12 protein-coding genes are annotated in these 16,445 nt (G+C 60.2%); 6 read left to right on the top strand and 6 right to left on the bottom strand.

Annotation, left to right across the window (positions count from 1 at the left end; all coding sequences use genetic code 11):
* The 5 genes from PCA_RS02940 to PCA_RS02920 form a co-directional block, all read left to right on the top strand.
* A partial coding sequence (locus tag PCA_RS02940; RefSeq protein ID WP_255436615.1) for an electron transfer flavoprotein-ubiquinone oxidoreductase occupies positions 1–1,404 on the top strand: 1,404 nt, incomplete at its 5' end.
* Between the two features lie 127 nt (positions 1,405–1,531).
* Positions 1,532–3,574, top strand: coding sequence for a glycosyltransferase (locus PCA_RS02935; protein ID WP_181300787.1), 2,043 nt, complete (start codon positions 1,532–1,534; stop codon positions 3,572–3,574).
* A gap of 103 nt (positions 3,575–3,677) precedes the next feature.
* A complete protein-coding gene (locus PCA_RS02930) occupies positions 3,678–4,424 on the top strand; it encodes an electron transfer flavoprotein subunit beta/FixA family protein (RefSeq protein WP_181300785.1) in 747 nt (248 codons plus the stop codon).
* 98 nt (positions 4,425–4,522) lie between these two features.
* Positions 4,523–5,464 (top strand): FAD-binding protein, encoded by a 942-nt coding sequence (locus tag PCA_RS02925; RefSeq protein ID WP_181300783.1) that lies wholly within the window; start codon positions 4,523–4,525, stop codon positions 5,462–5,464.
* 45 nt (positions 5,465–5,509) lie between these two features.
* Positions 5,510–6,853 (top strand): phosphomannomutase, encoded by a 1,344-nt coding sequence (locus PCA_RS02920; protein ID WP_181300781.1) that lies wholly within the window; start codon positions 5,510–5,512, stop codon positions 6,851–6,853.
* A gap of 87 nt (positions 6,854–6,940) precedes the next feature.
* Here the strand turns inward: PCA_RS02920 and PCA_RS02915 are convergent, their stop codons facing one another.
* Together PCA_RS02915 and gmd are read right to left on the bottom strand one after the other, a co-directional pair.
* Positions 6,941–7,915, bottom strand: a complete 975-nt coding sequence (locus PCA_RS02915) for a GDP-L-fucose synthase (protein ID WP_181300779.1) — start codon at positions 7,913–7,915, stop codon at positions 6,941–6,943.
* A gap of 2 nt (positions 7,916–7,917) precedes the next feature.
* A complete protein-coding gene (gene gmd / locus PCA_RS02910) occupies positions 7,918–9,036 on the bottom strand; it encodes a GDP-mannose 4,6-dehydratase (protein ID WP_181300777.1) in 1,119 nt (372 codons plus the stop codon).
* A gap of 811 nt (positions 9,037–9,847) precedes the next feature.
* Between gmd and PCA_RS02905 the strand changes: the two genes are divergently transcribed.
* Complete coding sequence (locus tag PCA_RS02905) at positions 9,848–10,597, top strand: methyltransferase domain-containing protein (protein WP_181300775.1); 750 nt, start codon at positions 9,848–9,850, stop codon at positions 10,595–10,597.
* A 310-nt stretch (positions 10,598–10,907) separates the two neighbouring features.
* Here the strand turns inward: PCA_RS02905 and PCA_RS02900 are convergent, their stop codons facing one another.
* The 4 genes from PCA_RS02900 to PCA_RS02885 form a co-directional block, all read right to left on the bottom strand.
* The gene (locus PCA_RS02900; RefSeq protein WP_181300774.1) at positions 10,908–12,683 is read right to left on the bottom strand and encodes a hypothetical protein; all 1,776 of its coding nucleotides are present in this window, start codon (positions 12,681–12,683) and stop codon (positions 10,908–10,910) included.
* 117 nt (positions 12,684–12,800) lie between these two features.
* A complete protein-coding gene (locus tag PCA_RS17765; protein WP_181300772.1) occupies positions 12,801–14,081 on the bottom strand; it encodes a glycosyltransferase family 2 protein in 1,281 nt (426 codons plus the stop codon).
* Entirely contained in the window at positions 14,078–15,103 is a 1,026-nt protein-coding gene (locus PCA_RS02890) for a lysylphosphatidylglycerol synthase transmembrane domain-containing protein (RefSeq protein WP_181300770.1), read from the bottom strand. The genes PCA_RS17765 and PCA_RS02890 overlap by 4 nt, the downstream gene beginning before the upstream one ends.
* The gene (locus PCA_RS02885; protein WP_181300768.1) at positions 15,100–16,425 is read right to left on the bottom strand and encodes a glycosyltransferase; all 1,326 of its coding nucleotides are present in this window, start codon (positions 16,423–16,425) and stop codon (positions 15,100–15,102) included. The genes PCA_RS02890 and PCA_RS02885 overlap by 4 nt, the downstream gene beginning before the upstream one ends.
* Between the last annotated feature and the right edge of the window lie 20 nt (positions 16,426–16,445).

Below are 16,445 nucleotides of genomic sequence, written 5' to 3'. Positions count from 1 at the left end.
CATGCGCACATCGCCCCCAGCGAGACGATGAAGTTGCCGTGGTTGCGCATGCCCGGCCGCAAGCTGCCGTTGCCGCCGGGCATGCGCAACCACGGCAACTTCATCGTCTCGCTGGGGGCGATGTGCGCATGGCTGGCGCCGCAGGCCGAGGCGCTGGGCGTGGACGTGTTCCCCGGCTTCGCCGCCGCCGACACCGTGTTCAACGACGACGGCTCGGTCGCCGGCGTGCGCATCGGCGACATGGGCGTGGCGAAGGACGGCTCGCACAAGCCCGGCTACACCCAGGGCATCGACATCAAGGCCAAGGTCACCGTGCTGGGCGAGGGCGCGCGCGGCAGCCTCACCAAGCAGCTGATCAAGCGCTTCGGGCTGGACCGCGACAGCGACCCGCAGGGCTACTCCATCGGCATCAAGGAGCTGTGGCAGGTGCCCGCCGGCCGCGTCGCGCCGGGCAGGATCGTGCACAGCGTCGGCTGGCCCGCCGACAGCCACACCTACGGCGGCAGCTTCATCTACCACCTGGACCAGGACCGCATCGCGCTGGGCTACGTCAGCGGGCTGGACTACAGCGACCCGAACTACCAGCCGTGGGAAGCGTTCCAGCAGTGGAAGAACCACCCGCAGGTGAAGCCCTTGCTGGAAGGCGGCACCATCCTCTCCGCCGGCGCGCGCGCCATCGTCACCGGCGGCTGGCAGTCGCTGCCGAAGTGCGAGATGCCCGGCGCGCTGCTGATCGGCGACACCGCCGGCCTGCTCAACGTGCCCAAGGTCAAGGGCACGCACCAGGCGATCCGCAGCGGCATGCTCGCCGCCGAGCACCTGGCCGGAAACGGACTCCAGGCCGCCGGCTTCGACGCGAAGCTGCGAGGCTCCGAGGCCATGGCCGAGCTGAAGCAGGTGCGCAACATCAAGCCCGGCTTCAAGAAGGGCCTGTGGTTCGGCATGTTCAACGCCGCGTGGGAAACCGCCATCGGCGGTCGCTCGCCGTGGACGCTGAAGAACAAGCCCGACTGGTCCAGCCTGCACAAGCTGGGCGAGTGCGAGGAGCCGAAGCGCGACTACGTGCAACCCCGCGCACTGCCCCCGCGCGACCGCCTCGCCGGCGTCTACTTCGCCGCCACCGAGCACGACGAGGACCAGCCCATCCACCTGCACGTGGCCGACACCAGCATCTGCGTCGACCAGTGCACCACGGAATACGGCAACCCCTGCACCCGCTTCTGCCCCGCCAACGTGTACGAGATGGTGGAAGACGTGCACGCCGATGGAAGCAAGGGCCGCCGCCTGCAGATCAACGCCGCCAACTGCGTGCACTGCAAGACCTGCGACATCAAGGACCCGTACGAAATCATCACCTGGGTCACGCCGGAAGGCGGCTCGGGGCCGAATTACCAGAATCTGTGATCCTGCGAGAGTCATCCCGCCAGCGGATGGCTCGCCACCGAGTTTCAACAAGGAAGCAACTCTGACCAGCACGATCTCGTGGCGACTCAAACGCCTGCGCTACCTCCTGCAACGTGTGAGCAGCAGCATGGCGCAGCGCGGCGTGCGTGGCACCATGGCGCGTATCGCGCAGGAATTCAGTCCACACAACGCGGCCGACGCGCCATGGCAACTCGAAGCGCTCGACACGCCTTTCGCACCATTCGCCCTGCCATGCGGCAAGACCCCGCGTGTCTCGGTAATCGTGCCAGTTCACGGCAAATTGCCCTATACCGTGGCCTGCCTGCGCTCGATCGCCCGTCACGACGCCCACGCGGCATACGAGGTGATCGTGGTGGACGATGCCTCGCCGGACGACAGCGCCTCTGTACTGGGGCGCATCGACGGCCTTCGCCTGCTCCGCAACGAACGCAATCTCGGCTTCATCGGAAGCTGCAATCTCGGGGCAGCAGCAGCCCGTGGCGAATATCTGCTGTTCCTCAACAACGACACCCAGGTGACGCCTGGCTGGCTGGATCGTTTGCTGGACTGCTTCGTCGAGGAAGCGGATTGCGGCGTTGCCGGCAGCCGGCTGGTCTACCCCGATGGCCGCCTGCAAGAGGCCGGCGGCCTCGTGTACGCCGATGGCAGTGCGTGGAACTACGGCCGCTTCGAAGATCGCGACGATCCGCGCTTTCTTTACCGTCGGGATGTCGACTATGTCTCCGGTGCGGCGCTGATGATCGAGGCGGCGCTGTTCCGCAACGTGGGGGGGTTCGATCAACGCTACGCCCCCGCGTACTGCGAAGACATGGACCTGGCCTTTGCGGTGCGGGCGACGGGCCGCCGCGTGATCTACCAGCCGGAAAGTCTGGTGGTGCATTGCGAGGGCATCAGCTCGGGGCTCGACCCGTTTGCAGGCGTGAAGCAACACCAGACTTCCAACCGCGCCACCTTCGTCGACAAGTGGCAGCCCGCCCTGCAGCACCAGCCGCCACCTCGAACGCCCGTGGAGGCCGTACTGCATCACGATGGCCGACGCCACATCCTGATTATCGACGCACTGACACCCGATGCCTCGCGAGACTCGGGCTCGCTGCGCCTTATCAACATCATGCAGCTGCTGCGCGAGCTCGGCTGGCGCGTGAGCTTCATGGCGGACAATCGCAACGCCACGCACGAAGAGATCCAGAAACTGGGACGTGTTGGTGTGCACGTGCTGTGCAGGCCATGGTCGCCCCCGCTAGCCACCTGGCTGCGCAAGAAAGGTTCCACGCTCGATGCCGTGATGCTGTGTAGGCATTACATCGCCGCCCCACACCTCGAGCTCGTGCGACAGCTTGCGCCGCGCGCCACGGTGCTGTTTGACACCGTGGACCTGCACTTCCTGCGCGAGCGACGGGCCGCCGGGCACGCAAGCAACGCGGCGCTCGCGCGTCAGGCCGAAACCTCACGCCAGCGCGAACTGGCCCTGATCCGCGCCTGCGACGCAAGCTTGGTCGTCAGCCCGGTTGAACTCGAGATGCTGCACTCGGAAACACCCGAGGCACGCGTGGAACTGGTCTCCAACGTGCACAAGACACACGGCCGTACCACCGGTTTCGCCGAGCGTAGCGGATTGATATTCGTGGGCGGCTTTGGTCACCCACCAAACGAGGACGCAGTGCGCTGGCTGAGCAGCGAGATCTATCCGCGCATCCGCGCAGCACGACCGGACATCGAGCTGCACTTGATCGGCGACATCCCCGAAGCCATGCGTCCGCAGTTCGCCGGGGCAGGCGTACACGTCCATGGCCGCATCGCCGACCTCGGACCCTGGATGGCCGGTTGCCGCATTGCGCTGGCACCTTTGCGCTACGGCGCCGGCGTCAAGGGCAAGGTGAACATGGCGATGAGTCACGGCTTGCCGGTGGTCGCCACCCGGCTCGCTGCAGAAGGCATGCAGCTCGTCGATGACCACAACGTGCTGCTGGCCGACGACGCGGATCGCTTCGCCGCTGCCGTACTTCGTCTGTATGAGGATGAGGAACTCTGGCTCAGATTGTCGAACGGCGGCCTGGCCAACGTGCGCGAGCACTTCTCCTTCGACGCGGCACGCGAGGCATTGCTTCGCGTGTTGCCTGCTGCCCCAACGCACTCGCCAACCCGATAAACGGCCTAATACCATACGCTGCCGCACGGCTCGTCGGGACAGGTTACAATTCCATATTGCGTCGCTTTCCCCGCGCCCCGGTGAACCTGGTAGAGGAAATTCCATGAAGATTCTGGTCGGCTACAAGCGCGTCGTAGACTACAACGTGCGCATCCAGGTCAGGCCCGATGGCACTGGCGTGGTGACCGATGGCGTAAAGCTCTCCGCCAATCCGTTCGACGACATTGCGCTGGAAGAAGCACTGCGCATGCGCGAGAAGGGCCTCGTTAACGAAGTGGTGGTGGTGGGCATCGGTCCCGCCGATCTCACCGCGCATCTGCGCAACGGTTTGGCGATGGGTGCCAATCGCGCCATCCATGTCACCACTGCCGAGACCTTGCAACCGCTTACCGCCGCTCGCGTGTTCCAGAAGCTGGTGGAGAGAGAGCAGCCGGACCTGGTGTTGCTGGGCAAGCAGGCGATCGATGACGACGCCAACCAGACCGGCCAGATGCTGGCCGCGCTGTGGGATCGCCCGCAGGCCACCTTCGCCAGCAAGATCGAGATTGCCGACGGGAAGGCCACGGTGACGCGTGAAGTGGACGCCGGCCTCGAAACCATCGAAGTTGAATTACCCGCCGTCATCACCAGCGACCTGCGCCTCAACGAACCGCGCTTCATCAAGTTGCCCGACATCATGAAGGCCAAATCCAAGCCCATCGACGTGATCGAAATGACCTCGCTCGACGTCGATACCAGCGATCATCTGAGGACCACCCTTTACGCTGCTCCACCCAAGCGCAACAAAGGTGTGATGGTGAAGGATGCAGCTGAGCTGGTCGCAGCGTTGAAGCAGAAAGGTTTGCTGTAAACCCTATCATCGCCGCGGGAGCGCACTCAGCATGCGGCGCCCTTGCCAAAAGCATTGCGCACAAGGTGCGCTCCCAAAGGCAGCAGGAGAGTTGATCCATGAGCAAGGTTCTCGTCATCGCCGAACACCTGGACGGCAAGCTGAACCCCGCCACTGCGCGCGCAGTAAGTGCAGCCGCCGCGGTCAAGCCGGAATCCATCGATGTGCTTGTGCTGGCCGCCCATACCGGCACCCTCGCCGCCGACGCCGCGAAGATCGACGGCGTGAGCCGCGTGCTCACCGTCGAGCGCATTGAAAATACCCACCCGCTGGCTGCCATCCTGGCGCCGCAGATCGCGAAGGCTGCCGCCGGTTACAGCCATGTGTTCGCCCCTTCCACCACCTTCGGCAAGGACGTGGCACCTCGCGTCGCCGCCATGCTCGGTGTAACCCAGGTCAGCGATGTGATGAGCGTAGAAGGGAGCCACAGCTTCAAGCGCCCAATCTATGCCGGCAACGCCATTGTGACCGTTGAAGCGGAACCTTCTCACACTGTTGTCGCCACAGTGCGCACTGCGTCATGGCCGGTCGCAGCCATTGGCGCAAACAGTGCGCCGATCGAGGCATTGACGCTCGAGGTGGCACTTCCCACGCATACCCGCCATGTCGGCATGCAATCCGGCAAAAGCGATCGCCCCGACCTGCAGAGCGCAAACACGGTGGTTTCCGGTGGTCGCGGCGTGGGCTCGAAGGAAAACTTCGACATCATTTTCAAGCTTGCCGACAAGCTTGGCGCAGCAGTAGGCGCCTCGCGCGCCGCGGTGGACGCTGGCTACGTGCCCAGTGACCTGCAGGTGGGCCAGACCGGCAAGATCATCGCTCCAGAGCTGTACGTGGCCATCGGCATCTCGGGTGCCATCCAGCATCTCACGGGTATCAAGGATGCCGGGACCATCGTGGCCATCAACAAGGACTCCGAGGCCCCCATCTTCGAAGTCGCGGATTTCGGGCTGGTGGGAGATCTGTTCAAGCTCATTCCGGAACTTGAACAGGCACTCTGAAAGCCGCAGGAAGCCAGCGTTCGCACGCCCGGGAGCGGGAGCCGCATGAATCTCAATTGCTTCAAGGCTTATGACATCCGTGGCCGGGTGCCGGACGAGCTCGATGAAACGCTGGCCCGGCGGATAGGCATCGCCATGGCGAAACAGCTCGGTCCCGGACCGGTCGTACTGGGGCGCGATGTCCGGCTATCCAGCCCTGCGCTGCAAGCTGCCCTTGCCGCCGGCTTCCACCAAGACGGCCGGGAGGTTATCGACATCGGGCTCTGCGGCACCGAAGAAGTGTATTTCCAGACCGCCCATCTTGGTGCCGCTGGTGGCGTCATGGTCACCGCCAGTCACAATCCCATGGGTTACAACGGCATGAAGCTGGTGCGCGAAGGCGCTCGGCCGATCAGTGGCGACAGTGGACTGCATGCGATCCGTGACTTCGCCGCTCGCGAGCAGGCTCCAATCCCGCTTTCCCGTGTTGCGCCAGGCGCGATGCTGGACAAATCCGCATACATCACACACCTTCTGGGCTACATCGAGCACGACCAGCTCAAGCCGTTGAAAATCGTGGTCAACGCGGGAAACGGGGGAGCCGGCCTGATCGTGGATCTGCTGGCACCATATCTCCCGTTCCAGTTCATCCGTCTGCAGCACGATCCTGACGGTCACTTTCCAAATGGCATCCCCAATCCCTTGCTGCCCGAATGTCGCGCCGCCACGGCAGCCGCCGTACGTGCGTACAGCGCAGATTTCGGCGTGGCCTGGGATGGCGACTTCGATCGGTGCTTCTTCTTCGACGCCGACGGCCGCTTCATCGAGGGCTACTACCTCGTGGGCCTACTTGCCAAGGCGCTGCTGGAACACCATCCCGGGGAGCGGGTCGTCCATGACCCCAGGCTGATCTGGAATACCATCGACATGGTGTGCGCCGCCGGCGGCGTGCCGGTGATGAGCAAAACTGGTCACGCCTTCGTCAAGGAGCGCATGCGCGCCGAAAACGCGGTCTACGGCGGGGAGATGAGCGCCCACCACTATTTCCGCGACTTCAACTACTGCGACTCCGGGATGATCCCGTGGCTGCTGATCGCCGGGCTTGTTTCCAGTACGGGAATGTCGCTGGCGGAATTGGTCGAAGATCGCATACAGGCCTTTCCATGCAGCGGCGAAATCAACTTCAAGGTTGACGATGCACGCACCGCCATCGAACGCGTCCTGGCCCATTACGCAAAGTTCGAGCCAGTGCTCGATCATACCGACGGTATCAGCGCCGACTTCGGCAATTGGCGCTTCAACCTGCGCAGTTCCAACACCGAACCGCTGCTACGGCTGAATGTGGAGTCCCGAGGCGACGCGACGTTGCTGCGCGAGAAAACCGCCGAACTTTCATTTCATCTGCGATGAACGGTTGTCCGACACCGTAGACGATCTGCGGCGGCGCATCGTCGCCACAGTTCATCAAGCAGGGAACTTGCCAGCCCGGCTCTCTCCCTATTTGCGAAATTCACCCTGGTTGGCAAGAAACCATCCGTAGGCGTCGCGCAGGCCTTCTTCGAGACCAACTTCCGCCTTCCAGCCCAAAGAAGTCAGCCTCGAGTTGTCCAGCAACTTGCGCGGCGTGCCGTCTGGCTTGCTGGCGTCGAAGACAAGACGCCCTTCAAAGCCAGTCACGCGCGCGATTGCTTCCGCAAGTTCGCGGATTGTGCAATCGACGCCCGTACCGACATTGATGTGCGACAACATGGGCTGTGTATTGGCTTTCCAGGTAGCCGATGGAAGTTCCATCACATACACGCTTGCGGCAGCCATGTCGTCCACATGCAGGAACTCGCGCATCGGCTTACCGCTTCCCCAGATTGTCACTTCCTCCACACTCTGCTGCACGGCCTCATGAAAACGACGCAGAAGTGCTGGAATGACATGGCTGTTCTCCGAATGAAAGTTGTCATTCGGACCATACAGGTTCGTGGGCATCACACTACGATAATCGCACCCATACTGGCGATTGTAGCTCTCGCACAATTTGATGCCAGCGATCTTGGCAATTGCATAAGGTTCGTTGGTCGACTCCAACGTACCGGTCAATAACGAGTCCTCGCGCATGGGTTGTGGCGCGAGCCTTGGATAGATGCAGGACGAGCCAAGGAACAAAAGTTTCTGTACGCCAGCCTCATGCGCAGCCCGCATGACATTGCATTCCATCACCAGGTTTTCATAAATGAACTCAGCCGGATATTCGTTGTTGGCATGAATGCCACCGACCTTGGCGGCTGCCAAATACACCTGGTCGACGCCCGCTTCGCGAAAAAAAGCCTCAACGTCCGCTTGGCGCAACAGGTCAAGCTCCGAGTGTGTGCGCGTGAGTATGTCGACACTGCTTCCATGCACCGCCCGCAGGCGGCGCATGATCGCAGAGCCCACCATGCCTCGGTGGCCGGCAACGAAGATGCGTGATTTCCCGGCCATACTCAGTGCTCCTGCGGCAAGCTGACGTTATAGCCGTGCCGCTTCAACAATGCGTGCCTGCGCGCCTCGGCGAGGTCAGCGGCAATCATTTCGGAGCACATCTCCCGTGCGCCGATCTCGGGCACCCATCCAAGCTTTTCCTTAGCCTTGCCCGGATCCCCGAGCAAAGTCTCGACCTCCGCAGGTCGGAAATAGCGAGCGTCCACTCGGACAATGACGTCTCCGACCTTGAGTGCAGGCGCCTTGTCGCCTTCGATGCGCTCGACAATGGCCTTTTCCTCCGCACCAGTGCCATCAAACCGAAGAAACACGCCAAGATCCTCGGCGGCCCAACGAATGAAATCACGAACCGATTGCTGGACCCCGGTGGCGATGACAAAATCCTCCGGCTTGTCTTGCTGCAACATCAACCACTGCATGCGCACATAATCCTTGGCATGCCCCCAATCGCGCAAGGCACCAAGATTTCCCATGAACAAGCATGCCTCCAGACCTTGCGCGATATTGGCAAGGCCGCGGGTGATCTTTCGCGTCACAAAAGTCTCACCACGCCTCGGGCTTTCATGGTTGAAGAGGATGCCATTGCAGGCATACATGCCATATGCCTCACGGTAGTTCACCGTAATCCAGTAAGCATAGAGCTTGGCCGCCGCATACGGGCTTCGCGGATAGAACGGAGTCGTCTCGCGCTGGGGAGTCTCCTGCACCAGTCCGTAAAGTTCTGACGTGCTGGCCTGATAGAAACGGGTTTTCTTTTCGAGCCCGAGGAATCTGATGGCTTCGAGCAGCCGCAATGTACCGATCGCGTCGACGTCGGCCGTATATTCGGGGGATTCGAAACTGACTGCCACATGGCTCTGGGCACCGAGGTTGTAGACCTCATCCGGCCGCACCTGCTGCAAAATGCGCGTCAGGTTCGAAGTATCCGTTAGATCGCCGTAATGCAGGACGAATCGCGCATGATCAACGTGCGGATCCTGATAGATGTGATCAACGCGATGCGTATTGAATAGTGATGCCCGACGCTTTATACCGTGGACCTCATATCCCTTGTCGAGAAGGAACTCCGCCAGATAGGAACCATCCTGACCAGTTACACCAGTAATCAGCGCCCTCTTCATTATCACCTCAACTTTGCATTCGACATGTACTTGGCAAACGCTAACACACGCCGCCTTGTTTAGATATCTATCCTGCTGGGCACTGAAGCACCCTGACTACCAGACTTCAAAATCGCAGAGTCGTCGGATTCCGCTTCGACCATCGCTTGCACGAAAGGGGACGCGGCCGCCGTTTACCGGCTGGGCGCCCCGCGTCACCGGCTCGCATGATCCGCAAGCGCTGGCTGCCGGCTTCAGATGCCGGCACCAGTAACCTCCCGACGCGCACCTCCGCGACGCATGTTGCTGCCGGCATCGCGACCGATGCATTGCGCGAAGGCGTGTCGACAGAGACTTGCGGGGTGTTCACTGGCCCCTCGTCGCGTGTACCTTTGGTTGCCATCCCAAGTGTAACGGCACCCAGACTGCGTTGAAAGAAGACCCTGGCAGCACCGGCAAACTGGTGGAAACAAAACATCTCAAATGAAAGGCATGAGCCATGGCGGAGAAGAAGTGGTGATGCACCGTGGCTGGCAGCAATCATGCCGCCCAGAAGCCATGCGGCATCCGGTCCACATCGCCGAGCCGCTATGCAATCCCGGAGTCGGCTGCGCACAACATGCAATAAAGGTCATCTAGGATAGCGCCAGGGGATGGTCTTCGGCTGGTCGGCAAAGGAAACCCGGATGACATCCACCCGCTAGCGGATCCTCAAAACATGTATTGCTACGATAGAACAGGGGCAAGTTGACGCTTGCGGTCTGCCATACTCAGCCCAAACCCTGACCGCGTCGATCGTGCATTGATATCGAGATCACCAGAAAGGTGGAATATGGCGACGGACATTGACAGACACAACGAAGAAATCCAGAGGAACCTCGCTCTCTGGAGGAAGAAACCCGTTCTTCAAAAGATTTACCGGCAAATGCACCAGGAGATCGCGCTTGAGCTCAGCTCGGACATCGATGGAAAGATCGTCGAGCTTGGTTCCGGCATCGGAAACATCAAGGACGTGATACCGGACTGCTTGCGCACCGACCTGTTCCCGAATCCGTGGCTTGACCAGACCGAAAATGCCTACGCCCTGTCCTTCGACAAGGAAACGATCGCCAATCTCATCCTGTTTGATGTATTTCACCACTTGCGCTACCCGGGTACTGCGCTACGCGAGTTCCATCGAGCATTGAAAACTGGCGGCAGGGTCTTGATCTACGAGCCTTACATCAGCCTGTTGGGCAAGCTCGTGTACGGCCCCCTGCACCACGAACCAATCGCCTGGAACAAAAAAATCGAGTGGCTGGCTCCAGCGAACTGGAGTGCAGATTCCGTCGATTATTACGCAGCGCAAGGAAACGCCACGCGAATCTTCGCAAATCGCCGCAGGGAATTTGCCAGTGACGATTGGCGAATGATCAAATGCACTCGCTACACCCAGATATCCTACGCCGCCTCGGGTGGATATTCGCAGCCGCAACTGTATCCCGCATCGGCCTACGGAATTATGCGCATGCTGGATCGTGGACTAAATGTGCTACCAAGCATCTTCGCCACTCGCGTGCTGGTAGTGCTGGAAAAGACATAGTCAGCACGGACCATTCTTCGAGATGATGCGGCTCTGGTCGCAACAAACTCCTTTCCGAAGAATCGGGTCAATTGTCCGATGGTTCGAATCGGACATATAGCCTTCACTCTCTCCCGCTTCAACCATCCCATCTCTGATCAGTTGACTGCAAATATCCCAAAGCTTTTACAACGGCCAGCTGAACCCAAGTACTTGATCGCAACGTGAGTTTTTGCACCTGCGGCGGACACTCTTTCCACGTGAAACTTTAAAGTGGTATACGCCGGACTGATGCCACACCCATCAACAAGCAGATTCATCGGGAATAGCCTCATTTTTCATCTGCCTTTTTGAAGCGCAACTCCGTCGCACCCGCGTCGCCCCATCTGGCGCCTGCATCCGGTGCAATGGCTTCGATCCGCACCGTTATGGCCTGTCCACCGCTGGGCACCTCGACCGACCACCAGCCTGCACCCGGCTCGGCAGCTATATCATGCTTCTGGATCGTTTTGCCATCGACGATCGCTTCTTGAACTATCCGATCCGGTAGCCCTCCAGGGGCATAGCCGTCGTGGATGTCCAACTGCAGACCTTGCTGCGAGCCGCCTGGTTGCGTACACACAACCTCGGCGAAATCTCCCGGACGAGGCTCTCGCGGCAACTGGAAGACCACACTATCGCCGTTGAGCGTGGTCAGCTCGCCACGGTCCATATGGCAGTCGACCTCTGTATGCGGCAAGCGAAGTGCAAAACGGTAATGCAGGTCGTCTCTATTCCACTCCTGCACAGCTACCCACGACTGGACTCTGTCATAGTAATGGGAGCTCACAAGGCAAGTTGCCAAGGCGGCCAACGCGCCTGCCACGAATGCTATACCTGCCCGCGGCTGCTGAGACATGCGCACGAGTGCCACCGTCACTACCAGCGCCTCCAGTGCATCAGTCACGATCAGGAATCGTCCTTGCATGGCCACCAGAACATGGATGCCCATTTTCAACAGGATTGTGCCGATCAGAACCAGCATCAGCGCGCTGCGCTCTCTTATGGCGACGAATACAGCACCCACGAACAGCACATGCAACGCGATCAATCCCCAGTAAACGTAGGGGGCCATCTTGGTTGCAAAACTCGTGGCGGCCGTGCGATTGACCTCGCCTTGAACGTTCGGATCGGTCAGCGCCCAGTATTCCAGCGTTCCATCCTTGTCGCTGGCCGCCGCATAGAGCGCTCCCAAGCGCTGAACGACATGAAGTCCCGGGCGCCGCATGATCTCTTCGATGGCGAGCTTTGCCTGCCCGCGCGCGATGTCGCTTGCCCCATATTCGCCTGCCTGCCCGCCACCCGCCGCCGGTGGCGCCTGCTTCACGATGCGGTTGGAAGGATCGAGCAAGGACGGATCCTTGGCGGCGATGAATGGTTGTGGATCGACCCATCCGAACCCGGCTCCCGGTGCATACGAGCCCAAGATGGATGATCCGCCGTGACTTGTTGTCAGGGCAAAGTTTCCCGTGGCTGCATGCCGCTGCATGCCTATACAGATCAACAGCAGCCATGCGGTTCCGGCAAACGCAAGTGTGCGTTTGAGCCGCAGGCCGGAATCGGTCGGCACCCAGCTCGCTGCAATCGCCAGCGGCAACGCGGCCACGAACATTTCCTCGCGTATGTATCCCGCAACGCACCAGAGGAGCGCGGCCCAAACCGGATACCCCTTTCGGCTTCCCCACAAATTCCGCACCACGAGGCAGGCCAGGGGGATGACCGGCAGCATCACCCAGTTGTCCTGGGCCACGACACTGGAAAAAATCACCAGCGCGGGCTGAAAGGCAATAATGGCCGCTGCCAGGAAACAACCCCACCACGGGACCCGATTCCGCAGCAAAAGAAGTGGAAACAACGGCAGCAAGCCAAGCATGATTGCTGTTGTCATCCGTGCCGTGGTGGTCGGATCCGACGGCACCATGACGATCACCAACGACAAGATCGTCGATGTTCCTTGGCTGAACAGGTTCCAGTACCAGCCGCCGGTGGTGATGCCCTGCGTTGCCAGGGCGTCGGCAAAAGCAACGACCCCCTTGAAATCAGAGTCGGGAATGGTGGGGAAACGCAAGGCTAGGAATACGCGTGCGCCAACCGAGGCTGTTACCAGCAACAAGCAACCCAATAGCCACCATACCGGCCATCCCGGCGCCCGCAAAGATCGCATTTTCACGTCAATGCGCCTCAATCAGATGAATTTCAGCTTGCGACTGGCGAAAACCAGCATGACGAGCAACAAAAGGCCATGCCTCCACCGAGAAATGTTGGTAGTGCCATATTTACGTTCGCGGTATGTGATCGGAACCTCCATCACCTGCAGTCCCATCCGGGCCGCACCGAATATCAGGTCGAAATCGCCAAATGGGTCGAAATCGCCAAAGTAGGAGCGATTTGCCGCCAGCCGCTGATAGTTCTCGCGCGTAAGTACCTTTGTTCCGCACAGCGTATCCTTGAACCGCTGCCCGAGAACAAACGAAAAGGCGGCCGCGAAGAATCGGTTCCCAAGCAAGTTCAGGAAACGCATTGCCTGCTGCTCCATTGGATAAACCAGGCGCGATCCATTGACAAATTCCGCCTTGCCGCTGCTTATTGCCTCATAAAACTTGGGCAAATCTTCCGGGGGAACAGTCAGATCCGCGTCAAGGATCATCAGGATGTCCTTGCTGGCCAAACCGAAACCCTTGCGTACTGCATCGCCCTTGCCTTTTCCATCCTGCTTGACCGCAAGTATCTGGCGCTCCGGATGTTTCCCCTTGATTTCCAGAATCCGCTGCCAAGTGTCGTCGCTCGACCCACCCTCGACAAAGATCAATTCATCGTCAGGCCCCATGGGAGGGACCCGGTCTATGATGTTCTGGATGTTTCCGGCCTCATTGCGCGCGGCCACCACCACACTGACACTCGGACGGACGTCGTGCCCAACCTGCGGTACGGGACGAGCCAAGTACACGTTGACCATCGTCAGCGCACGGAAACCCGGCAACGGAGCAACATAGCGATTCATGAACCAGGACAGCAAGGGAATCTGGACTGGCATCAGCACGCGACTGTCCTTGCGTATCAGCTGAAAGTTCGTCAGTCGGAAGAAGTTGTCGATGTCCCCGGCATCCAACCAATTGGATTCCATCGTTTTCCGGCGCCAGCCGCATATCGTCGCCAGGCGCACCAGTGGACGCCATATGCTGCTGTAGGTAACCACCACAAGCCGGGTGCGCGGGTCCATCGTTTCATTCAGGCTTCCCAGGTAGGACTGGACATCCGGCATGTAATGCAGGTTGCCATTGAGAATCAGATAGTCGATCGCGCGCGCGCCCTGCGTCCGCGCCAATTCATCCAGCGATGAAGACTCGATGCCGTCAAGGAAATGGCCCAGTTCATCGGTCAACGGGTCCAATTCGACAACACGATCGGCCGGCCGCGCGTATAGCCTGATGTACTTCGACATCATGCGATAAAAATATTTTCTCACCGTTTTCTCCAGATCGATTCCGTTTCAGGCCGGGCTTCCGCACCATCATCAACGTGCCGTCGCCTCATGGCCCAGATGAATGCCCCTGGAAGCGTAGCGACCGCGGAGCCGGCCCCATACAGGAGCGAGATGGCAAGCGCCGATTCTCTCGATACCGACAATGCCGACAACCCGACCACCATCGCCCCTTCGCGAACCCCCCACCCATTCAGGGAAATCGGCATCAGGGACAAGAATATCGCCATGGCAACAATAGCCAGCAACAGCAGATACGGGACGTCTAGTCCAAGAGCTGCCGCAAACCAGCGCACTCCTGCAATGCTTACGCTATAGAAGATCATGCTCACCAAAAACGCGTACAGTGCGTCCTTGGACAAAACGCTGTCGCGAACCGACAGCAGCAGGTCGATCAGCTTTCGACGACGACCCTCGCCCCTGAAGTTCACGATGAAGGGAAGCTTGGCGAACAACCAAAGTACGCCGCAGCCTCCGAGCAACCCCGCCATCAACACCATGCTCAGCAGCTTCAACGCCAGCGGCAAACGATTCCACATCAGTGGCAATCCCGCGGCCATAACGACGATTACCGCAGCAATACCGACCATTCGATCAAGCAGCAATGCCTGAAGAGCCCGTGCAAGCCGGGCGCGGCCATGCATGAAATATGCGAGACGTACCGCATCGACGCCAACGCCGGCAGGCAGTACCTGCCCTATGAACGTGGCGGCGTAGGTGGCTCGCACGTAAAACCCTCTCGGCAACGCGATCCCGGAAGCAGATGCGCACAAACTCCACCGCCACGCAGCGAGCAATACCGCAGTGGCAAGTGCGAGCATCGCCACTGCAAGCAGTTGCGGGTCCGCCTTGATCAGGATCCCTCTTACGCCACGCCAATCGACCGCGCGGATGAGAATCGCGAACAGGCCTACGCTGATGAGCAGCTTGAGAGATTGCCGCAGCCACACCTTCCATCGACCGTGATGCGCGGGGCCGCGCACATCGTGGTTCGCCTTGTCATTCATGTGGGCAATCCCGGATCAAGACCTGTAAAGGTGTGTCGACGGTGGCGTCTGACGTCGTGGAATATCCTGTCCAGCGCCACGGCCTTGGCAGCCCATGCATGCTGCCGGATCGCGCTCATGGAAAAATCCATCCCCTCGGTAAGATTTCCCGCCAACTTCTTATCGCGCAATCGGGCCAATTGTTCACTCAGCGCGTCCACTTCGGCCGGCACCACCCATCCACGGCGCAGCTGCGCAACAAAAGCATTCGATGGGTCAGAAACTTTCTGAAATACCTGCAGCAATGGCCTGTTGCTGCCGAGATATTCGTAGATCTTTCCTGGCGTCTGTACGGGATTTGCGTTACCAAGATTCACCAGTATATCGGCGTGCCGCTGCACGGCAAGCACTTCATCGTGCTGAAGATTCTGGCGGACCCTTATAACCCGGGAATGGATCTCCGCATAGCCGCTAAGCCACCGCGGAAGACTGGGGGTCACGACATCAAGAACTACGCCGGGCGTGCGAAGTACCGCTTCAAACAGTTCTTTGCCGCTGCGAAATCGGTAGAAGCGCCCCGTATACAGAAGACGCAATTCACGCCCCCCGGAAGGCAAGTCGACGCTCCGTGTACCCAATTCCGCGACCGTCGGATCAAACCCCTGGGAGACCACCGTGACTTTGCTCGCATTTACTCCATGGCGCGTGCCCAGCAAATCGCGCGTTGCGTCATTCGTAGTTACCAATGCATCGGCACGACTACACACCTCCGCTTCGAGTGCCAGCGCCCGTCGGCGCCAATGCAGCGGGGTATAGTCCGTCAGAACTGGATCGCCCAAATCGGCAATCCATGGCAGGCCACGCCGGACACACTCCGTGCCCAGCATGAGGCTGACCGCGGGCTCATGCGAGCTGATCACCAAGTCGGGCCTGTTGGTTCGCAACCATTCCTGCAGCGCTTTCCGGGCAGGCCGAAGCCATGCGCGCCGGGCATCCGGAAATCGCAGCAACCCCGAGACACGCAACAATCCAGACACTGCATGATTGCGCCATGAGAAACCGGCTGCCAGCCCGTCGCCAGCGTGGTGATCGTCCATCCGCCGCCGCAATCTCAGACGCGCGACGGTACGAAGGACGCCATGTACCAAACCGCGGGAAGCAACCCGCACGATTTCCGGGCCGGCTGCCCATGCCGGGAAAGGTGGCGAACGCCCCAGGGGGTCAGCACAAAGCACCGTCACTTCATGTCCAAGCTTGCATAATTCGGATGCCAGGTAACCCCAACGCAGACCCTGCGGAGAATTGGTGGGCGGGTAATCGTGCGCTAGCAGAAGAATCCGCATCTCACGGAACGTCCCGGCCA

It is taken from the genome of Rhodanobacter sp. PCA2 (assembly GCF_013620825.1).
In the GTDB taxonomy this organism is placed as follows: domain Bacteria; phylum Pseudomonadota; class Gammaproteobacteria; order Xanthomonadales; family Rhodanobacteraceae; genus Rhodanobacter_A.
This window is presented reverse-complemented; position numbering and strand designations above follow the sequence as displayed.